21 protein-coding genes and 1 tRNA gene are annotated in these 21378 nt (G+C 47.0%); 9 read left to right on the top strand and 13 right to left on the bottom strand.

The window, feature by feature from the left end; genetic code table 11:
• Positions 1 to 177: 177 nt before the first annotated feature.
• The 4 genes from ACTHR7_RS10015 to dapF all read right to left on the bottom strand — a co-directional run bounded on the left by ACTHR7_RS10015 (position 178) and on the right by dapF (position 3321).
• Positions 178 to 678 (bottom strand): membrane lipoprotein lipid attachment site-containing protein, encoded by a 501-nt coding sequence (locus tag ACTHR7_RS10015; RefSeq protein ID WP_371444493.1) that lies wholly within the window; start codon positions 676 to 678, stop codon positions 178 to 180.
• A gap of 154 nt (positions 679 to 832) precedes the next feature.
• Positions 833 to 1765: a cysteine synthase A gene (gene cysK / locus ACTHR7_RS10010; protein ID WP_285070790.1), complete on the bottom strand. Its 933-nt coding sequence runs from the start codon at positions 1763 to 1765 to the stop codon at positions 833 to 835.
• 105 nt (positions 1766 to 1870) lie between these two features.
• Positions 1871 to 2473, bottom strand: a complete 603-nt coding sequence (locus tag ACTHR7_RS10005; RefSeq protein ID WP_440370750.1) for a hypothetical protein — start codon at positions 2471 to 2473, stop codon at positions 1871 to 1873.
• Entirely contained in the window at positions 2470 to 3321 is an 852-nt protein-coding gene (gene dapF / locus ACTHR7_RS10000) for a diaminopimelate epimerase (protein ID WP_440370749.1), read from the bottom strand. The genes ACTHR7_RS10005 and dapF overlap by 4 nt, the downstream gene beginning before the upstream one ends.
• Before the next feature lie 180 nt (positions 3322 to 3501).
• On the opposite strand from dapF, the gene ACTHR7_RS09995 reads away from it, so the two are divergent.
• The gene (locus tag ACTHR7_RS09995) at positions 3502 to 3993 is read left to right on the top strand and encodes a NemA protein (RefSeq protein ID WP_440370748.1); all 492 of its coding nucleotides are present in this window, start codon (positions 3502 to 3504) and stop codon (positions 3991 to 3993) included.
• Positions 3994 to 4131: 138 nt separating this feature from the next.
• A tRNA-Asn gene (locus ACTHR7_RS09990) sits at positions 4132 to 4207 on the top strand.
• Between the two features lie 147 nt (positions 4208 to 4354).
• Here the strand turns inward: ACTHR7_RS09990 and ACTHR7_RS09985 are convergent.
• Both ACTHR7_RS09985 and dnaX read right to left on the bottom strand, forming a co-directional pair.
• The gene (locus tag ACTHR7_RS09985; RefSeq protein WP_003678854.1) at positions 4355 to 4690 is read right to left on the bottom strand and encodes a YbaB/EbfC family nucleoid-associated protein; all 336 of its coding nucleotides are present in this window, start codon (positions 4688 to 4690) and stop codon (positions 4355 to 4357) included.
• Between the two features lie 89 nt (positions 4691 to 4779).
• Positions 4780 to 6771, bottom strand: a complete 1992-nt coding sequence (gene dnaX, locus ACTHR7_RS09980) for a DNA polymerase III subunit gamma/tau (RefSeq protein ID WP_440370747.1) — start codon at positions 6769 to 6771, stop codon at positions 4780 to 4782.
• 198 nt (positions 6772 to 6969) lie between these two features.
• Here dnaX and ACTHR7_RS09975 point away from each other — a divergent pair, with 198 nt between their 5' ends.
• Positions 6970 to 7683 (top strand): aldose epimerase family protein, encoded by a 714-nt coding sequence (locus ACTHR7_RS09975; RefSeq protein WP_440370746.1) that lies wholly within the window; start codon positions 6970 to 6972, stop codon positions 7681 to 7683.
• A 57-nt stretch (positions 7684 to 7740) separates the two neighbouring features.
• On the opposite strand, the gene mltB is transcribed toward ACTHR7_RS09975, so the two are convergent.
• From mltB to rpsF, 5 genes are all read right to left on the bottom strand, one after another.
• Positions 7741 to 8820 (bottom strand): lytic murein transglycosylase B, encoded by a 1080-nt coding sequence (mltB, locus tag ACTHR7_RS09970; protein WP_440370745.1) that lies wholly within the window; start codon positions 8818 to 8820, stop codon positions 7741 to 7743.
• Positions 8821 to 9028: 208 nt separating this feature from the next.
• The gene (gene rplI / locus ACTHR7_RS09965; RefSeq protein ID WP_003678862.1) at positions 9029 to 9481 is read right to left on the bottom strand and encodes a 50S ribosomal protein L9; all 453 of its coding nucleotides are present in this window, start codon (positions 9479 to 9481) and stop codon (positions 9029 to 9031) included.
• A gap of 16 nt (positions 9482 to 9497) precedes the next feature.
• Positions 9498 to 9728 (bottom strand): 30S ribosomal protein S18, encoded by a 231-nt coding sequence (rpsR, locus tag ACTHR7_RS09960; RefSeq protein ID WP_003678863.1) that lies wholly within the window; start codon positions 9726 to 9728, stop codon positions 9498 to 9500.
• A gap of 6 nt (positions 9729 to 9734) precedes the next feature.
• Positions 9735 to 10037, bottom strand: coding sequence for a primosomal replication protein N (gene priB, locus ACTHR7_RS09955; RefSeq protein ID WP_377072343.1), 303 nt, complete (start codon positions 10035 to 10037; stop codon positions 9735 to 9737).
• Positions 10034 to 10405, bottom strand: a complete 372-nt coding sequence (rpsF, locus tag ACTHR7_RS09950; RefSeq protein ID WP_003686150.1) for a 30S ribosomal protein S6 — start codon at positions 10403 to 10405, stop codon at positions 10034 to 10036. The genes priB and rpsF overlap by 4 nt, the downstream gene beginning before the upstream one ends.
• A gap of 246 nt (positions 10406 to 10651) precedes the next feature.
• Between rpsF and hscA the strand changes: the two genes are divergently transcribed.
• The 3 genes from hscA to fdx all read left to right on the top strand — a co-directional run bounded on the left by hscA (position 10652) and on the right by fdx (position 13386).
• On the top strand, positions 10652 to 12511 hold the full coding sequence (hscA, locus tag ACTHR7_RS09945) for a Fe-S protein assembly chaperone HscA (protein ID WP_440364985.1): 1860 nt from the start codon (positions 10652 to 10654) through the stop codon (positions 12509 to 12511).
• 78 nt (positions 12512 to 12589) lie between these two features.
• Positions 12590 to 12952, top strand: coding sequence for a TIGR02328 family protein (locus ACTHR7_RS09940; RefSeq protein WP_440364984.1), 363 nt, complete (start codon positions 12590 to 12592; stop codon positions 12950 to 12952).
• 92 nt (positions 12953 to 13044) lie between these two features.
• Entirely contained in the window at positions 13045 to 13386 is a 342-nt protein-coding gene (fdx, locus tag ACTHR7_RS09935) for an ISC system 2Fe-2S type ferredoxin (RefSeq protein ID WP_003686005.1), read from the top strand.
• 75 nt (positions 13387 to 13461) lie between these two features.
• On the opposite strand, the gene ACTHR7_RS09930 is transcribed toward fdx, so the two are convergent.
• A complete protein-coding gene (locus ACTHR7_RS09930) occupies positions 13462 to 14082 on the bottom strand; it encodes a hypothetical protein (protein ID WP_440364983.1) in 621 nt (206 codons plus the stop codon).
• Between the two features lie 312 nt (positions 14083 to 14394).
• On the opposite strand from ACTHR7_RS09930, the gene iscX reads away from it, so the two are divergent.
• From iscX to metE, 3 genes are all read left to right on the top strand, one after another.
• A complete protein-coding gene (iscX, locus tag ACTHR7_RS09925) occupies positions 14395 to 14592 on the top strand; it encodes a Fe-S cluster assembly protein IscX (RefSeq protein ID WP_003682097.1) in 198 nt (65 codons plus the stop codon).
• A gap of 171 nt (positions 14593 to 14763) precedes the next feature.
• Entirely contained in the window at positions 14764 to 15645 is an 882-nt protein-coding gene (gene metF / locus ACTHR7_RS09920; protein ID WP_049323818.1) for a methylenetetrahydrofolate reductase, read from the top strand.
• 89 nt (positions 15646 to 15734) lie between these two features.
• Positions 15735 to 18011, top strand: coding sequence for a 5-methyltetrahydropteroyltriglutamate--homocysteine S-methyltransferase (gene metE / locus ACTHR7_RS09915; protein WP_440370744.1), 2277 nt, complete (start codon positions 15735 to 15737; stop codon positions 18009 to 18011).
• A gap of 92 nt (positions 18012 to 18103) precedes the next feature.
• Here the strand turns inward: metE and ACTHR7_RS09910 are convergent, their stop codons facing one another.
• A complete protein-coding gene (locus tag ACTHR7_RS09910) occupies positions 18104 to 20344 on the bottom strand; it encodes a right-handed parallel beta-helix repeat-containing protein (protein ID WP_440365024.1) in 2241 nt (746 codons plus the stop codon).
• Positions 20345 to 21378: the final 1034 nt, after the last annotated feature.

The following is a 21378-nucleotide window of genomic DNA, read 5'->3' as shown; positions in this document are numbered from 1 at the left end:
ATTAGGAGCGGAAATAGACGAAAACCTATGTTTGGATTTCGGCTGTCGGGGGAAAAGGAATTTTGCAAAGGTCTCAAGCTGTTTGGTTCTTAATTGGATACAATTCGACTACACATATATAAATATGAGAAGAAGGCCGTCTGAATATTCAGACGGCCTTCTCAGTTTATGACTTTTTTATTTCAAAGGTTGCATACCCATAACTTCCATCAGGAAATTGGTAAACGCAGGATTGCTTGGCTTGGTATCCATGTTTTTCCAACGTTGCTGCCAACCACGCAAAGCACCTTGGATGTACTGTTTGGATTGTTCGGTAGTAATCTCACCACGCTGGCTGTCAACGGCAGAACGCAGATAAACTTCGTACATACTGTCATCGACGGAGTTGCGTCCCACTTGTTGGATACGGAAGCGGTTCAAATATTGGGCAGCCTGAACTTTGGTCAGACTACCTTGGCTCACTTGGGTACTCAAGCGACGTGCTTCATCATGAATCTTGGAAACATCTGCCCAATGCGAAGGAGCCAAATGATAACCGGTAGCTGAAACTTGTGAATCAGCCTTAGGTTTCTTGACGTTGGTTGGTCGAACTGGCACTTCTTTCAATGTTGGAACATAAATCGATTCACAACCGGCAAGTGCCGCCACAGCAAGGATAGGAAGAATGTATTTTTTCATAATGCGCATTATAAGCATGATTCGTTGAAGAAACCAACTTTTGAATAACGGTATTCAAAGCTCATTAACTGAATTACAACAGATTTCATACGATATCTCAAGCCCATACGCAAAAAAGGCCGTCTGAAAACGGCCTTTTAACAACAATCCTATATTATGCCAAATCAGCAAAAAGCGGCGTAGAAAGATAGCGTTCACCATACGATGGCAACAAGACAACAATCAGCTTGCCTTCGTTTTCAGTTTTTTTAGCCAGTTGCAATGCGCTCCATACCGCGGCACCGGAAGAAATACCTACTAAAATGCCTTCTTTTTCAGCCATAGCGCGCGCAGTTTCAAACGCTGCTTCGTTAGGTACTTTGACAATACTGTCGTAAACAGTCGTATTCAAAACGCTGGGGATAAAGCCTGCGCCCAAACCTTGAATCGGATGTGGGCCTTTTTCGCCACCACTCAATACCGGAGAAGCTTCAGGCTCGACAGCCACGATTTGAACTTCGGGTTTGTATTTTTTCAACACTTCGCCCACGCCGGTAATCGTGCCGCCAGTACCCACACCGGCCACGAAAATATCCACTTTACCGTCTGTATCGCGCCAAATCTCTTCGGCAGTGGTTTTGCGGTGAACTTCAGGATTGGCCTCGTTATCAAATTGGCGCGGCATGAAATAAGTGCCCGGATGTTCGTCCACTAAAGATTGGGCTTTGGCAATAGCGCCTGCCATGCCTTCGGCAGCAGGAGTCAAAATCAATTCTGCACCAAACGCACGCAGCAGCATTTTGCGTTCTTTACTCATGCTTTCAGGCATGGTGATGGCCAATTTATAACCGCGGGCCGCGCACACCATGGCCAAACCGATACCGGTATTGCCACTGGTCGCCTCAACGATAACGGTATCTTTATTGATTTTACCGGCCTGCTCCGCCGCTTCAATCATGGCTTCGGCAATACGGTCTTTCACGCTGCTGCCCGGATTGAAAAATTCAAGCTTAACGGCGATTTGCGCTTTCAAACCTTCGGTCAGACGGTTCAATTTCACCAAAGGCGTGTTGCCGATCAGCTCAGTAATATTATTTGCAATTTTCATTTCCTGCTCCAGATTTAGATGTGATATAGCCTGCATATTAAACTCAGGCCGTCTGAAAAACCAATACCGAAAATTTCTTTCGTTATAACTTTTAGTTTGGATAAATTAATATCCACCCCGTTCAAAAATCAAAGCCATGGCAACCACAGCCTGCATGACAACCGCAACCAGCCAACCCATTTGCAGCTGAGTGGCACTAAACAAAGCCGCCGACTGCCTGCACACGACTACGCGGTGCAGATAAAACACCAGCATCAACACACCCTGCAAAACAAACCAATAAATCGGTTTCAAGGCATAAATTTTCAGCAAGGCCGCCCATGCAAAAACCGCGCCTGCCAATGGCAAGATGAAATAAACCACGCCTGCCAAGAAAACAAAAGCCAAAGTCATGACGACATTGGAAACCGCAAATAAGGTCAAACCGGCATATTCGCCTGCCGACCAAAACTTTTTGTCTTCCGTTTTACTGCAGTCATCAATAAAGAAGAAAATACTGGCGATTGTCAGATAAAAATGAGGGATGAACAAAGGGCCCGTATGCGTAAAGCCCCACATTCCGGGCAACAAGCGTGCACCCAGTGCCGACATCCCCAGCCACAACAACACCGTAGCCCAAAGCCATTGAAACCGCTGTGCGCGAAAAATAAATGCCAACGATACCGCAGCATACGCGACGGCAAACCAAAAATCCAAAGAAACCATCATGAATACTGCAACTCGCCTTCAAAAACGGTTTCCGCAGGGCCGGTCATTTGCACATCGCCACCTTCTTTCCAACTGATAAACAATTCACCTCCAGGCAGAGTAACACGCACAGGCGCACCCGCTTTCAGCAAGCCATTGCGCACGCCTGCCACCACGGCCGCACACGCTCCAGTGCCGCAAGCTTGAGTTTCCCCCACCCCGCGTTCAAACACGCGCAGGCGGACTGACAACTCATCTTCAATCTGCATAAAACCGACATTGACCCGCTCAGGGAACTGCTCGTGCGATTCAATAGCGCTGCCCCAATGCTCTACTGGTGCGGTTTCAACATTATCAACCAAAATTACCGCATGCGGATTACCCATATTCACACAGCTTACCGGTACAGACTCCAAACCGACCAAGACAATATGTGTCAACGAATCTTCATTTTCACCATGTGCAGGCACAAACGGAATTTCAGACGGCATGAAACGCGGTTTACCCATATTGACGGTAACCAAACCGTTATCCAGCAGCTTCGGCACAATAATCCCTTTGGCCGTTTCGACCAAAATTTCCGTTTTATCCGTCAACCCCTTATCCGCGACAAAACGCGCAAAACAACGCGCTCCATTGCCGCACTGCTCTACTTCCCGACCATCGGCATTGAAAATACGGTACCGAAAATCGACCGCATCAGAAGAAGGCTTCTCCACTACCAAAAACTGATCAAAACCCACGCCGCGATAGCGGTCTGCCCATTGAGCAAGCGGCGCAGCCAATGGATCAAAGTCCTGTTCGATGGCATTGACCACCATAAAATCATTGCCCAAGCCGTGCATCTTCGTAAATTTCAAAGTTTTCATTATTCATTCACATTCTTATTAAATCATTATTCCGGCACATTCTACACCAGAATGATATATCCGTTTCTATCTTGTTTTTCAGACGGCCTTGCGCCCTTTTACCAATACTAACACCAGCCACCCCGCAAAAATACTATACTTCCCACATTACAAACATTTCTTATTACAAGGATACACATTATGAAAAAAGTTCTCTTACCAGCCCTTTTGGCCGCTTCACTCAGCGCATGTACAGTCGGCACGCCTGGCGTTTCCGTCGGATTAGGCGTCGGCACCAGCATTGGCCGCCATGTCGGCTTGGGTACATCCATCAATATCCCTGTAGGCTTGGACAAAACCAAAACCACCAAAGGCACAGATTCAGACGGCATCCGTATCTCAGAAGAACAAATCGTGACCTATTTTGATGCACACGGCACACCCAGCAACAGCGCAGTCAAAGGCGGCTTCCATCGCCAACTGATCAGCAAACGCAACAACGAATATGTCGTCCAAGACTTTTACAGCGACAACAGCCAAAAACGCACGGACCCCTACGTCCTCAGCCGCAACCAGCTGATGCAGTTCCGCACCACACCAAGCAACGGCTCGCTGACCACTTACGCCTACAACGGCACCGTGATGCAGCAGCAAGTGTTCCAAAACGGCAAATTGGTTAACGCCAAATACTAAAGGCCGTCTGAAACGGCTGGAAGCCTGTGAAACTTGATTACAAAATATTTTTAACATTCAAACATTTGAAATATTTTGTACCATTTTCTTGAAAATATGGATTGACACATTTTTTCCAGCCATTATAATACGCCCCATTCCCCGATAGCTCAGTCGGTAGAGCGACGGACTGTTAATCCGCAGGTCCCTGGTTCGAGCCCAGGTCGGGGAGCCAAATTTTAAAAGCCTGAACTTCTGTTCAGGCTTTTTTATATCAATAAAGAACGATTGTTCTTCCCCAAAGAAAGCCCTGAATCCTCATAATAAAAAAGGCCGTCTGAAACCCAAATCTGGCTTCAGACGGCCTTTTATTGATTTTAAATCAACGGAAGAAATCTCCCATGCCTGCAGGCAGGCCTTGGGTGAATGCGCCCATGGTTTTATTGGTGGTTTCTTCGGCTTTTTCAGAAGCAGCATTGATGGCAGCCAATACCAAATCTTCCAGCATTTCTTTATCGTCAGCAGCCTCTTGAATCAAATCAGGGCTGATTTCAAGTTTGCGGACAACGTGGGAACACGTCATCACGACTTTCACCAAACCATTGCCTGCTTCACCTTCAACTTCGGTTTCAGCCAGCTTGGCTTGTGCCTTTTTCATGTTTTCCTGCATTTGTTGAGCCTGTTTCATCAGGCCGCCTAATCCGGCTTTTCCAAACATGTTTTACTCCTATGGGTTTGAATAAATGGGTTTCACTCATGCCGTCTGAAAACGCTATTGCCTTTCAGACGGCCTTGTATATCAGTATGTTAAGAATGTCCTGCCAACTCTAAAGAATCCGGCAGCCATTGCGCCTCAAAGGTTTGCAAGATTTTCTGCGCCGTCGTATCCGCTTCCAGCAAATCTTGCGCCTGCTGCCGCCCTTCCTCTTGAATACGTTTGCGGCGCATCACCGGCGTTTCCCAGCCTTTATCATCTTGCCAAGGCTCGGTTTGCAGCCTTAAATTGCCAAGATGATAGGCCTCGCTCAACGTCTGGCAGATTTTATCCAAGCGCTCTTTATTAGCAGTGGCTTTGGCCTCATCCGTCAACGACAGCATGATTAATCCTGCTTCCGCATCATAACCCGTCCATGCCGCATTTTGCGCCAACATCTGCGCCGCGCCTAATTTACGGGCAAATCGTTCGATAATGCTGTGCCAATTCTCAGTTTTAAACTCAGGCAAAGGAGCGAACTGAAGCTCTTCTTCATCTCCCTCCTCTTCTTCAGACACAACCGGCTGCAGTACTTCCATCACATCAGCACGGTGTGAATCTTCATATGCATATGCTTCATCAAAATACGGAGGTGGAATTTCCTCATCTATGTGCGGATATTCTTCCGGTTCAGGGGCCGTCTGAACTTTTGCAACAGGCAATGGTGCCTCCGCTTCTTGCATCTGCGCCGTTTGTGTTTGAGGCGGCTCAGCCGATACTTGGCTCGGCATGTCTTCCCAAGGCGGGACATCCCCCTGTTGTTGAGCAGACTGAATAGTTTCTTCAGACGGCCTTTCAACGATATCCTGTTTAGTCGGAACAGCCTCTTTCTCAACCGCCGGTGCTGCTATCGGCTCAGATTTCGGCAGCTGAAAAGGCTTTTTTTCGGCCTCAGCTTTCTGATGGTCGGAATGCAAATCCGTGTGTTCAATCTGACTTTGCGTATCGCAACCCGAAGCGGCCAACGGCGCAAATGCAAGCATGCGCAAAAGCGTCATGACAAAACCGGCATACTCATCCGGAGCCAGCGGCAAATCCTGTTTGCCATGAATAGCACATTGATAATAAAGCTGAATCTGCTCACCACTCAAAGCCTGACTTAATCGCAGCAAAGTTTCACGTTCAGGGTCGTCATTTGCCAAGGCAGAAGGAATGGTTTGAATCAAAGCCAAACGTTGCAACAGCATGGCCAATTCTGCCAATGCGCTGTCAAAACCAATCGCTCTGGCGGACATTTCCTGAGCTTTTTCCAGCAAGGCCTCACCGTTTTGATTGATGATTCCTTCAAGCAATTCAAACAAATATTGTTTATCGACCGCTCCGATCATCTGGCGGACATCTTGTTCGGCCACTTTACCCGAACCCATGGCAATCGCCTGATCCAAAAGGCTCAACGCATCGCGCATCGAGCCGGCGGCGGCACGTCCTAAAAGCTGCAAAGCCTGCGGCTGATAAGGAACGTTTTCACGATCCAAGACATGCGCCAAATGCTCGGCAACCTGTTGCGTTGTCATGTTGCGCAACACAAACTGCAGACAACGGCTCAATACGGTAATGGGGACTTTGTGCGGATCGGTGGTTGCCAAAATGAATTTAACGTGTTCAGGCGGTTCTTCCAAAGTCTTCAGCATGGCATTGAATGCGCTTTTGGAAAGCATATGCACTTCGTCGATGATATAGACTTTGTATTTACCCGCAGTTGGCGCGTATTGTGCGTTTTCCAACACTTCGCGGATATTGTCGATACCGGTATTCGATGCCGCGTCGATTTCCAATAAATCCACATAACGGCCGCTGTCGATTTGCGTACAGCTTTCACACTGACCGCATGGCTCGCCATGCACGGCATTTTCGCAGTTCAAGCTCTTGGCCAAAATCCTGGCAATCGTGGTCTTACCCACACCGCGAGTCCCTGTCAGCAGATAGGCATGGTGCAGACGGCCTTCGTCCAGCGCGTTGCGCAGGGCTTTGACGACGTGTTCCTGACCGACCAAATCGGCAAAGGTTTTCGGACGCCATTTTCGTGCAAGAACTTGATAAGCCATGTTGTTTCTCTACGGGAAATAAATCGGAAGGCCGTCTGAAAAGAATTATCCGCTTTTCAGACGGCCTCAGAAAATGGCATATATTCTAGCATTTTTTTGATTTTTATTAAGGATTTTCTATCAAGGCTACGGCGACAGCATGTCATTGCAATGTTAGAGTGCTACATAAATGATAAGTAATTTGAAGTTTGAAACATCATGTCCGAAATCATACTACGCAACCAATCAGCCACTATGCAAGTCAATACAATGGGCGGATATATTGATTCCTTGATTCTAAAAGGACGGGAAGTCTTATTTCCGAAAACCAGCGTCCAAGTCGCTAATGACACAAAATTACGCGGTGGTATGCACGTTTGCTTACCCAAATTCGGACCGGACAGCAAAAATCATCTGGCCCAACATGGTTTCGGCAGAACTTCAGACTGGGAAATCCGCCATCAAAATGAATCGGATATCGGCTTGAAATTAATCAGCACAGAAAAAGGCTATGAACACGTCAAATGGTTGCTTGATTACAGTCTGCCTAACGAAAATGAAGCCATCGCCATCCTAACTGTCTGCAATTACGGTGAATCACCCGTCCGCACGTCTCTGGGATTTCACCCCTACTTTACCGCCGCCGGCACACAATTTGATTTCAACGGCGCGCCATACGATGCCGACTATATCTCCCATACCGAATTTGTTTCCTCCGACCAGGATGCACACGTTGCATTTGACGGCTTGAAACTGGATATCCGTACCCACAATCTGCCTGTGTATGCTCTTTGGAGCGATCGAAACGGCCAATATACTTGTGCAGAGCCAACCGCAGAAGGCAATGCGTTTTTATCTCCTGCAAGAGGCGGACAATTTGTTTCAGGGCACAGCAAAAAACGTTACGCCATGAAAATCAGACTGATGGCTTAACCCCCTTACAAATCCTCAATATTTAAAAACCACCCCGAAGGGTGGTTTTCTTATGGCTTACAGGCCATTGTTATTGATTGCATTCGCAATATCGCGTACCGCTGTTACATACATGCGGCTGTGGTTGTATTGCCATACTGTGTAGAAGTTATTCAGACCCAAATAGTATTCAAATACGCCCGGGCTGGTTTCCAAAGCATACAATACAGCCTTTTCATTATCCGCAACAGCAGCTTGAGGCATGACACCCAAGGCTTTGAAATCTGCGACAGTACGCGTCAAGGCAGTTTTCTCATCAATAATCGCCTGCAAGTGCGGAGTAATCGTCAGACTTACCGGTACAACCATCTTACCGCCGGGCTGCCAGCCATGCTGTTTCATATAATTGGCGACAGAAGCCGCCACATCGCCAACATTATTCCAAATATCGCGATGACCATCACCATCATAGTCCACCGCCCATTTACGGTAACTGGAAGGCATAAATTGCGGCATACCCATCGCGCCGGCATAGCTGCCTTTGAAGTCAAAGATATTTTCTTTTTCTTCTTTTGCCATCTGCAAAAGTTCGCTCAATTCATTTTGGAAGAACTCAGCACGGCGAGGATAATCAAAGGCCAATGTACTCAAAGCATCGGCAACGCGGAAGCTGCCCGTATTTTTGCCATAATTGGTTTCGATACCGAGAATCGCCACAATTAATTCGGCAGGTACGCCGTATTTGCGTGCCACATCATCGATTACGGCACGGTTTGCCGCATAGAATTGTCTGCCGCCATTAAATTTGGCTGCACCAGAGTTACCGGTGCGGAATTCATACCAAGGACGCGAAGTGCTTGGACGGTACATAATGGTAATAATATTGCCTTTATACACCGCGCCATTAAAGAAATTGCGCAATTCTTCCGCACTGAAACGGCGGTTTTTCACTTCATATTGGATAAACTGCTGAACATTGACGTTCTCATTAAAACCGCTGCTGGCAACAGATTCAGCCGCAGCATCAAATACAGGTCGTTTTACAGAGGAAACAGGCTCAACAGGTTTTGCCGTATCAACAGCAGGCTTTTGCGGGGTACTACATGAAGCCAGAGCCAAAGCAGCCAGACCCATCCCAAAGATTTTGATTTTATTCATAAATAATCTCTTTATTAAATACTATGATAAATCCGAATACGAAAGAATATTCGTCTAACACATCATCTCTCTATGCCAACCGCCATACTTTTTAATCAGCCAAAAATATAGACAACTCGACACCTATTTGCTTCGGCTCAAGCACATAAACAAGGCCGTCTGAAATCCAAGGAAACCCTTGATTTTCAGACGGCCTTGAATGAATCAATTACTCAGCGGCTGCAACAACAGCAACGGTAATTTTAGCAACAGCGTCAGTGTGCAGAGCCACTTCAACTTCGTATTCTCCAACAGCTTTCAATGGGCCATTAGGCAGACGTACGTTTGCTTTAGCAGCTTGGATACCGGCAGCAACAATCGCTTCGGCGATGTCAGCATTGGTAACAGAACCGAACAGACGACCATCAACACCGGCTTTTTGAGCAACAGTAATGGTTTGGCCTTCCAGTTTTTCTTGACGTGCTTTAGCATCAGCCAAGATTTCAGCTTGTTTGGCTTCCAATTCAGCGCGGCGTGCTTCGAATTCTTTCATGTTGGCTTCGGTTGCACGTTTTGCTTTACCGGCAGGGATCAGGAAGTTGCGTGCGTAACCGTTTTTAACGGTAACGATGTCACCCAAGTTACCCAGACCGCCGATTTTTTCTAACAGAATAATTTGCATGATTTAAACTCCAAAATTATTTGTGTTGATCGGTGTAAGGCAACAGAGCCAGGAAACGGGCACGTTTCACAGCAGTAGCCAACTGACGTTGGTAGTGTGCTTTAGTACCAGTAATGCGGGCAGGGATGATTTTGCCGTTTTCAGAGATGAAGTCTTTCAACAAATCAACTTGTTTGTAATCAACTTCTTGGATTTTTTCAGCCGTAAAGCGGCAGAATTTTCTACGTTTGAATGATTGACGAGCCATTGTCGTTTAACCTTTATATTCTTTAATGTTCTGTATGCGTAGTACCGGCTTGGGGAAGCGTTGGCTGCGTTGCGCCAAAAAACCTTCCGACTCGATGACGGCATCTTGCCGATACTGCCATTCCTCAGCCTGCTTACCTAAAATCCGCGCAGGAATTTCAAATTTGACCAGACATTTCTGTCCGTTTTCTTCCTGCCAAGATTCATGTTGTAACACAACATCTAAAACAGGAATTCCTGCCGGCGTATATCTCAAAGGCTGAACCTGCAAGATACGGGCGGTAAGCTTAATCAGATTGTCCAATCTTATTCGGCTGCTGCAACTTCTTCAGCTGCACCGTTCAGCAAGTTTTTTGCTTTTTCGCCGCCCAGCATTGGGGAAGCTTCAGTTACAGCGTGTTTTGTTTTGATGGTCAGGTGACGCAGTACGGCATCATTGAAGCGGAAAGCAGTTTCCAGCTCTTCAACCACTTCAGGAGTAGTTTCGATATTCATCAAAACATAGTGTGCTTTGTGGATTTTGTTGATTGGGTAAGCCAATTGACGACGGCCCCAGTCTTCCAAACGGTGGATTTTACCGCTGGCTTCAGTAATCATGGTTTTGTAACGCTCAACCATAGCAGGCACTTGCTCGCTTTGATCAGGATGAACGATAAACACGATCTCGTAATGACGCATGTTATCTCCTTATGGATGATTAAAAACAGCCTTTCACCATGCGAAGTAAAAGGCAAGGCAAAGAGGCTGAATTTTATCCGCATTTCTTAAAAAATACAAGTCCGGATTCAAAATCCACTTTCTTTTCAATTAAAAAAACAACATTAGGCCTTATGGTTATTTCCTAGCAATCCACTCAACTATCTGCCAAAAATCTGCTAAAATCTGCCCCATCCTAATAAATACAGCATCAGAAGGCACACAATCATGGCTCTTTTGCAGATTTCAGAACCCGGCATGTCCGCCGCCCCCCATCAACACCGCCTCGCCGTAGGCATTGATTTAGGCACAACCAACAGCTTGGTTGCCACAGTCCGCAGCGGCAGCGCAGTCTGCCTGCCCGATTCAGACGGCCGCGCCACCCTGCCTTCAGTTGTCCGTTATTTGGATGGCGAAGTTGAAGTCGGCAAAAACGCCCTTTCCGCCCAAAAAACCGATCCGCTAAATACCATCAGCTCTGCCAAACGCCTGATCGGCCGCACCCTTACCGACCTCGCACAAGAGGCGCAATACCTGCCCTATCGATTTACACCCAATGAGCGCGTGGTCGAGTTAAACACCCGTCAAGGTGCAAAAACGCCTATCGAAGTATCGGCAGAAATCCTCAAAGCCCTCAAGTCTCGTGCCGAAGAAACATTAGGTGGCGATTTGGTCGGCGCCGTCATTACCGTACCCGCTTATTTTGACGATGCTCAACGTCAAGCCACTAAAGATGCCGCGCGTTTGGCAGGCTTGAATGTATTGCGCCTCCTCAACGAGCCGACTGCCGCCGCAATCGCCTACGGACTGGATAACGCATCAGAAGGCACGTTTGTCGTTTATGACTTGGGCGGCGGCACATTCGACGTATCCGTATTGCAACTGACCAAAGGCCTGTTTGAAGTGAAAGCCACCGGCGGCAACAGCGCATTGGGCGGCGACGATTTCGATCATCGTTTGTTCTGCTACCTGCTCGAACAAAACGACCTCTCCAAACTCAACGAACAAGACAGCCAACTTCTGCTTTCCCTTGTTCGTACCGCAAAAGAAAAACTGACCACTCAAACCGAAGCCGTCATCGAAACCACACTTTCAGACGGCCATAAAATTCATACCGTCATTACCCGCCAAGAGTTTCACAACCTGACCCAAAATCTGGTACAAAAAACCATCGAACCCGTCAAACAGGCTTTGAAAGATGCCGGCGTAACCAAGGCCGATGTCAAGGGCGTGATTATGGTCGGCGGCTCTACCCGTATGCTGCATGTCCAACAAGCGGTCGCCACCTTCTTCGGACAAACTCCGCTGAACAATCTCAACCCTGACGAAGTGGTCGCACTCGGTGCCGCCATACAGGCAAATGTCCTTGCAGGTAACAAAACCGACGGCGAATGGCTGCTGCTTGACGTTACACCTTTGTCGCTTGGTCTGGAAACCTACGGCGGTCTTGCCGAAAAAATTATCCCGCGCAACTCCACCATTCCTACCGCGCGCGCGCAGGACTTTACCACTTTCAAAGACGGTCAAACTGCCATGACGATACACGTCGTTCAAGGCGAGCGCGAACTTGTTTCCGACTGCCGCAGCCTTGCCAAATTTACCCTGCGCGGTATTCCGCCCATGGCAGCAGGCGCAGCGCGTATCCGCGTGACCTTCCAAGTTGATGCCGACGGTTTGCTGTCCGTTTCTGCACAAGAGCAAAGCACCGGCGTACAGGCGCAAATCGAAGTTAAACCTTCCTACGGCTTAGACGACGGCACCATCACCCAAATGCTCAAAGACAGCATGAGCAACGCCGCCGAAGACATGGCCGCACGCGCACGCGCCGAAGCCGTAGTCGAAGCCGAAAGCCTGACCGACGCTGTCAACGCCGCCCTTGAGTTGGACAGCGATTTATTGGAAGCCGAAGAATTGCAACAGATTCAACAAGACATCGCCGCTTTGCAAGGCCGTCTGAAAGACGGCAAAGCCGAAGACATCCGTGCCGCCGTCGCCAAACTCAGCCACAGCACCGACAACTTCGCCGCCAAGCGCATGAACCGCAACATCCAACGTGCGCTGACAGGTCAAAGCGTTGATAATATTTGATGCCTAAACAGTTTCAGACGGCCTCGAAAGATACAAAGGTCGTCTATCTAATATCCAAAAACCGAAACGATTTCTTTTATGAGACTCTGGCATCAAACCCTTATTCCCCTACTCCCCCGCGCCCAGCTTTTGGGGCAACACCGTGAATGCGCCGCTTTACGCGGGGCGGGCTGGGGCAGGCCGCACGCGACGGTGAATTATGTCTTCATCCATTCGCCTTACAAGCTCTATCTGTATCACGCACTGATTATGGAAGAGATGGAAAAGCGCGGCTACAAGCCTGACGTTTTATGGAAAGACCCGCTATATCGCGGCAAAGTCGTTGCCCCATACCATTCGCACGCGACTGAAACAGCTACTTCGCCGATTTATGCCGAACATGATGATGCCTACTTGGACGAATGTCTGGAAAATTTAAGAAGTAAAGGCATCATGTTATAAACCCATTTTTCAGACGGCCTGAATATTGAATACCCAAGGCCGTCTGAAACCACATTAACCACAACCACTCTTAAACAACCGAGACAATAAAAATGCCAAAAATTACCGTACTCCCACACGCGACATTATGCCCCGAAGGCGCGGTTATCGAAGATGCACCGGAAGGCCAAACCGTCCTTGACGTACTGCTCGACCATGATATCGAAGTCGATCACGCCTGCGAAAAATCCTGCGCCTGTACCACCTGCCACGTGATTATCCGCAAAGGCTTCGACAGCTTGGAAGAACCGACCGAATTGGAAGAAGACCTGCTCGACCAGGCATGGGGCTTGGAAGCTGATTCACGCTTGAGCTGTCAGGCGGTGGTTGCCGATGAAGACTTGGTGGTCGAAATCCCCAAATACACCATCAACCACGCGCGTGAAGACCATTAAAACAAGGTTTAATGAAAAAGGCCGTCTGAAACCATGTGGTTATGGTTTCAGACGGCCTTTTGGTTACTTCCCAAACTATTCGATATGAGGAAAAATAAAACGCATACGGGAAATCTGCATGGCAGCCACTTTCTGAGTAGCAGAATAATTTTCGATTTTTTCTTGAATTCTGATTTGATGCAGATTGCCGTGATGCTTAGGAGCAGATTTTTGAGGCTCGCTTGTCGCCTGCAACTCTTGCTCTGTTTTCAACGCTTCCTCTGCCTCGATGGCCGAGAGTGCAGCCTCATCCCTTACCAAACCGAAACGCTCGATAATGGCATTGGCTTCATCTATATAATGAGATTTGTTTGCGCCATTTTCCAACACCGCATCTTCAAGCACGACCGACAAATGCTTGCCGCACTTTTCGATACGCTCTGCGATCCGCGAATAAACCATCCAACGTTTCAACCTCAATGCGCCTACATCGTCATTAGGTGAAGCGGCATCCAGTTTAATTAAGCCATAGTGCTTGCCGTAATACAGACGGAACACCAGCTGCTTCAAACCTTCTGTTTCGTCCAGCATCCGATAAAATTCGCGAACCAACAACAGCAAACGGTCAAATGCGCCTGCTTTAGACAGATACTCCGGATCATCGGAAGCAAGCGCGTAAATCAGTTTGGACAATTTGGCGTTGAGTGCGTTATTCATCTTTTTTCCTTTTATTTTTAAGCGATGGATTTTCTTAAGAGCTATTCCAAAAAATTTGGTTGCATAGCTAAATGTAAATTTTGCACGAAAACCAAATCATTCAAAACGGAATAGAAAGTGCAAAACAGCAGATTCAAAGAGAATATGCCGTAAGTTTTTAAGTGTTTTGCCGTATTTTAACGCAAATATGCTATTTTGTTAAAAAATAACATCATTATTTATCTGCCCATCTTCCGTAAAACAATCTGGCAGTCCGACTTCTTCTTGATTAAAATAATTACTAATAGCCCAAACCCAATAAAGGAACACATCATGAAATGGACAGATACCCAACGCATCGCCGAAGAACTCTACGACTTACACGGCGACAGCATCGATCCGAAAACCGTACGCTTTACCCAACTGCGTGATCTGATTATGGCTTTGCCTGAATTTGACGATGATCCTGCGCGTTGCGGCGAGCGTATTCTTGAAGCCGTGCAACAAGCATGGATAGATGAAGCAGAATAATCTTTACCCCCTTCCCTATCAAACAAGACCTCAGGCTGTTTTTTAGACGGCCTGAGGTCTTTATTAAATCTATTCATACAATTTCGGAAAATTTCGAAATTGACTCATACTGACCTCAAATTTATTATGCAGTCTGACAACAAATAAAAGATATGCAGAAGGTGCATAAGCATGAATCACGCTCGAGAAATCGCTGCTTTAAACAACAGCCTTTCTGATTTGAAAGGCGACATCAATGTTTCGTTCGAATTTTTCCCGCCGAAAAACGAACAAATGGAAACTATGCTATGGGATTCCATCCATCGCCTGCAAACCTTGCATCCGAAATTCGTTTCCGTAACCTACGGTGCAAACTCCGGCGAACGCGATCGCACACACAGTATCGTCAAACGCATCAAACAAGAAACCGGCCTTGACGCCGCCCCCCACCTGACCGGTATCGATGCCAGCCCTGACGAGTTGCGTCAAATTGCCAAAGACTATTGGGACAGCGGTATCCGCCGTATTGTTGCCCTACGTGGCGACGAGCCGCCCGGCTACGAGAAAAAACCTTTCTATGCCGAAGATTTGGTCAAACTGTTGCGCTCCGTGGCCGACTTTGATATTTCCGTAGCGGCCTATCCAGAGGTGCACCCGGAAGCCAAATCCGCCCAAGCCGACTTGATCAATCTGAAACGCAAAATCGATGCGGGTGCAAACCACGTTATCACCCAATTCTTCTTTGACGTGGAAAGCTATCTGCGCTTCCGCGACCGTTGCGTGATGATGGGCATCGACGTTGAAATCGTTCCCGGCATCCTGCCTGTAACCAATTTCAAGCAATTGACCAAAATGGCCCAAGTGACCAATGTCAAAATCCCAAGCTGGCTGTCTAAAATGTACGAAGGTTTGGATGACGACCAAGGCACGCGCAACCTTGTTGCCGCCAGCATCGCCATCGACATGGTCAAAGTCCTCTCTCGCGAAGGTGTCAAAGACTTCCACTTCTACACCCTCAACCGCAGCGAACTGACTTACGCCATCTGCCATATTTTGGGTGTACGCCCCCGTTAATAAAACAGACGGCCTCCCCATTCTGATTTACAATATCGAACATTCAGGCCATACCGGCCTGATTAAAAATTCCAACTAGGAGAGTTAACATGACAACATTGCATTTTTCAGGCTTCCCGCGCGTCGGTGCCTTCCGCGAATTGAAATTCGCACAAGAAAAATACTGGCGCAAAGAAATCAGCGAGCAAGAATTGCTGGCTGTTGCTAAAGACTTGCGCGAGAAAAACTGGAAACACCAAGCTGCTGCCAACGCTGATTTCGTTGTTGCAGGTGATTTCACTTTCTACGACCACATCCTCGACCTGCAAGTTGCCACCGGTGCCATCCCTGCCCGTTTCGGCTTCGACAGCCAAAACCTGTCTTTGGAACAATTCTTCCAACTGGCCCGTGGTAATAAAGACCAATTCGCTATCGAAATGACCAAATGGTTCGACACCAACTATCACTACTTGGTGCCTGAATTCCACGCCGATACCGAATTTAAAGCCAACGCCAAACACTACGTTCAACAGCTGCAAGAAGCCAAAGCTTTGGGCCTGAAAGCCAAACCGACCGTTGTTGGTCCGTTGACTTTCCTGTGGGTTGGTAAAGAAAAAGGCGCTGTTGAATTCGACCGTCTGAGCCTGTTGCCTAAACTGTTGCCTGTTTACGTTGAAATCCTGACTGCTTTGATTGAAGCAGGTGCCGAGTGGATTCAAATCGACGAGCCTGCTTTGACTGTCGACCTGCCTAAAGAATGGGTAGAAGCATACAAAGACGTTTACGCTACTTTGAGCAAAGTAAGCGCCAAAATCCTGTTGAGCACTTACTTCGGTTCTGTTGCCGAACACGCTGCTTTGCTGAAATCCCTGCCTGTTGACGGCCTGCACATCGACTTGGTACGCGCTCCTGAGCAACTGGACGCATTTGCCGATTACGACAAAGTTCTGTCTGCCGGCGTTATCGACGGCCGCAATATTTGGCGCGCCAACCTGAACAAAGTTTTGGAAACTGTTGAGCCTCTGCAAGCCAAACTGGGCGACCGTTTGTGGATCTCCAGCTCTTGCTCTCTGCTGCACACTCCATTTGACTTGTCAGTTGAAGAAAAACTGAAAGCCAACAAACCTGACCTGTACTCTTGGTTGGCATTCACCCTGCAAAAAACCCAAGAATTGCGCGTTCTGAAAGCCGCATTAAACGAAGGTCGTGATTCCGTTGCCGAAGAACTGGCTGCCAGCCAAGCTGCTGCCGACTCCCGTGCCAACAGCAGCGAAATCCACCGTGCAGACGTTGCCAAACGCCTGGCCGATTTGCCTGCCAACGCAGACCAACGCAAATCTCCATTTGCCGACCGTATCAAAGCGCAACAAGCATGGTTGAACCTGCCTCTGCTGCCGACTACCAACATCGGTTCTTTCCCTCAAACTACCGAAATCCGCCAAGCACGCGCAGCCTTCAAAAAAGGCGAACTGTCTGCCGCCGATTACGAAGCTGCGATGAAAAAAGAAATCGCCTTGGTGGTTGAAGAGCAAGAAAAACTGGACTTGGACGTACTGGTACACGGCGAAGCTGAGCGTAACGACATGGTTGAATACTTCGGCGAACTGTTGAGCGGTTTTGCATTCACCCAATACGGCTGGGTACAAAGCTACGGCTCACGCTGCGTTAAACCACCTATCATCTTCGGTGACGTAAGCCGTCCTGAAGCCATGACTGTGGCTTGGTCTACTTACGCTCAAAGCCTGACCAAACGCCCGATGAAAGGTATGTTGACCGGTCCTGTAACCATTCTGCAATGGTCTTTCGTCCGCAACGATATTCCTCGCTCTACCGTGTGCAAACAAATCGCACTGGCTCTGAACGACGAAGTATTGGACCTGGAAAAAGCCGGCATCAAAGTCATCCAAATTGATGAACCTGCCATCCGCGAAGGTCTGCCTTTGAAACGTGCCGATTGGGATGCCTACCTGAACTGGGCCGGTGAATCTTTCCGCCTGTCCTCTACCGGTTGCGAAGACAGCACCCAAATCCACACTCATATGTGCTACTCTGAGTTCAACGACATCCTGCCTGCCATCGCCGCCATGGACGCTGACGTCATCACCATCGAAACTTCACGTTCCGACATGGAGCTCTTGACTGCGTTCGGCGAGTTCAAATACCCGAACGACATCGGCCCAGGTGTTTACGACATCCACAGCCCACGCGTACCGACTGAAGCTGAAGTTGAGCACCTGTTGCGCAAAGCCATCGAGGTTGTACCGGTTGAACGTCTGTGGGTTAACCCAGACTGCGGCCTGAAAACACGTGGCTGGAAAGAAACTCTGGAACAACTCCAAGTGATGATGAACGTAACCCACAAACTGCGTGCCGAACTGGCTAAATAATGTGAGTTAGATGAAAAGGCCGTCTGAAAATTTTCAGACGGCCTTTTTTTATTTATCGATATTTAGACCATAAAGATTACAGCTTCAACAGCTTACAAAATCCCTGTCGTTGTATGATGCTCTTCCACTCCTGATGTATACACATTCTTAGTATGGTGATACACAGCATCTTTAGTTGTTGCGACAATATAGTTTGCTTCTGACAAGATATCGCTCAAGGCAACTTTACTGCCGGTCGTATTCACCTTTGTCAGTGCTGCACCATTATGGCTATTGCCTTCTGAATACGTTTTGATGTTATTTTCAAAGCGCAGCCATGAATCATACAGTTCGTCTTTGATGTCCGTCATGATTTTATTGTTGGCTACATTTAAAGATGCCTTGCCCTTAGGGTTGGTACTGTATACGTCTACCAAAACATCATCTAGGGCACCACCAAGTTTCAATGTGTTATTAGTGATGTTGTACTCTTTGGCATTGCTTTTCAAATAAGCAAATTCGACATAGCCGTCAGATTTTTCACGCACGGAAATTTTGTTGTTGTGAATTGTCACCGCACCATGCATAGCGACATTGCCATGGTGTTCTTCCACATAAACCGGTACTGCGCCTTTCATAATCTTGCCGATATCGGCATCATTGCCGCTAATGGTAATAGTACCGCTGCCAATGCCGTTTTTAGATAAAACGCGGTCGTAGGTATCGTTGATGACGGCAATCAGATATTTGGTGGATTCGCCGCTGATCTTGTTATTTGCCATATTGAGCGTGTAATCCATTTTGCTTTCATGGTTACGGAACTCAATCGCGTAAGTCTGAATATTGTTTTGATAAACCGTCAGATTTTTAATGACATTATTGCTGATATCGAAATAGCCTTTGTTAGCCGAGTGCAAATCTTTGTATTGGGTATTGGTTTGCACCTGAATCCCTGAATACATGTGATAGTACTTGCCCAAGTCATCATCAACATTCAAACGGAAGCTCGGGTCTTGGATAATGGTATTGCCGGTAATTTTGACTTTATCCATAGAAAACTGGCGGTTGTAAGCAGCAATACCATACAGCCGGTCACCTGTTAACACATTGTCTTCAATGACAATGCCTGTACCATCATGCACATCCAAGCCTTTGCGGTAGTTGTGGTTGGTCGTGTTTTTACGGTATGTGACACCGTAATTGTAGCTGCCCGCAACCACAGCCATACCGTAGCCGGTACCGCCATCCGCTTCGTGGCCGTTCCAATCCAAACGGTTGCCCTCGCCGATAAAGTTTTGTTGGAAACCGATCAGCGCACCGGCAACGCGGTTGTGGTGCAGATACGAATCAACAATACGGTTGTTTTCACCCAAAGGCAGCGCTTCATATTTTTCATCAATTTCGCCGCTTTGTACGCGCTCTTTAAAGGTCAGCTTTTGACCTTTTTCCTTTTCCAAAGAAGCGGTCGACGTGAACATCACACCAGCACGATTGGCACCGGAAACCTCTACTTTACTGATTAAAGTATTGTCCGCATCGTTCACCAAAATGCCGTTTACCTTGCCAAAATAGCTTAAGCCTTTGCGGTAAAAATCAGGGTTGGTATATTGAACCGACAAGTTGGCAATGGTTTTATTGTTTTGTCCATCGATCAAGATACCGGCAAATTGGCGAATGTCATCATGGTTGGTGTTCGGATTGAACACGCCTGTCTGCGCCTTATCAAACGTTACTTTGGTTTTACCCATCCCCGAACCAAACAAACCGCGTGCGCCGGAAACGGTTTTATCCATCACAATCTGGTTGGAAATATAGTAGGTACCATCCAAGAAGACCATGGCTTTTTCTTTATGAGCCGCCTCTAAAGCCGCTTTAAATGCCTGAAGGCTGTCCTTTTTACCCTGCGCATCGGCACCAAAATCATTCACACGAACATAATTACCATACTCTTTAGATTGATACACGCGGTATTTTCCAGAGACACCGGCCCTGCTTTCGGCATAATCGTCAATTTTGTTTTCTTTGACTGAACTGAGGTGGCTATCGTGACTCATGGCTGTTTTTTTGCCTGAAGAAACGCTCACGACTTTGTTATGGCCGTCTGAATCGTTCAAAATCTTTTTATGCACAATTTCGACTGTTTTTTTTCCTTCGGCAATTCTGTCTTCTGCCTCTTTTTCTTTGCGGGCAGCGTCTTGTTTGGCTTTACGCTCTGCAATCGCTTTTTCGACTGCTGCTTTATGCGCTTCTTTTGCATGCTCGACGGCGTTTGCTTTGGCTGTGGCGGCTTCGGCTATTTTTTTTGCTTTAGCCTCTTCGTATTTTTTTTGCTTTTCAGCCAAAATTTTTTCCATCGATTGATTAACCGGTTTGTTTACCGGCTCTTTTGAAACAACCTGTTTGTCCATTACTTTAGACGCAATGGTATTTTTACCGGAAACTCTACTTGCAGAAGCAACACTGGCCCGTACGACACGCATTTTTGTTACAACGCCGTCTGAAGATGATGAGGTACTGTTTAATCTTGCCGCCTCAGCCACATGAACCGCATCTCTCGTTACAGTATTTTTACCGCTTAATTGCTTGGGTTCAGGAAAAACAGACGGACTTCCCCCAAAATTTTGGGTGTGTATCCATTCTTTTAGAGGAGAAGATGATTCGGAAGTGGTTTCAGGAGTTGAGGAGCCTTGACGGATATGGGTACGGCCAAGAGGGGCAAGTTTATGTGACATAATCAGCGTATTTCCTTGTATCAAATATCGTCCTTTCCCACCGCACAAGCGTGCAACAAAAAAGTTCGATGAATAAAGAGGTAAGACGGATTCTGTCGTAACAGCAATTGCCTGTATAAAGCTGGCCACTTTGAGAAACTCGGCAGCGTTTCCCCTTCTGCCGATTTTCTGATTGAAAACGGTAATGGTGTTTGGACAGAACCCTTGGATGACTTTTATAGGTAATCTGTCCGCGCACCATGTGTCCGGTTATTTTTGACGGAAAATGTATCAGAGTCCCTTTTTAATTGATTAGTTCATCCAAAGTTAAGTTATTTTTGATTTTTATAGCAAAATAAAAATGGTTTTATCTTGCATTGTTTTCTTTTTTGGCGTGACAGAGTTAATACCGCGAAGCCAAAAAGGAGGGGAATTCTAACACAATATGTTTTTAGCATTCCCCATTTAACTAAATTTACAAAATATACAAAATAAATATCTATAAATGTTTTTAACTTCATCGAAAAATCAATAAAATTCGATATTTTCAATGTGTATTTTTACAACATAATTGCGCATTATATACCGATTATCTTAAAATGCTACCGTTTGTTTGTAAAATTTAGCATTTTATTATTTGTCTTCCCTCTCTAAAATCCAATAAAAAAGGCCGTCTG

The sequence above is a fragment of the Neisseria sp. P0007.S010 genome (genome assembly GCF_051962875.1).
Taxonomy (GTDB): domain Bacteria; phylum Pseudomonadota; class Gammaproteobacteria; order Burkholderiales; family Neisseriaceae; genus Neisseria; species Neisseria subflava_A.
Note: the sequence above shows the minus strand (reverse complement) of the source record. Positions and strands in the feature narration are given on the sequence as shown.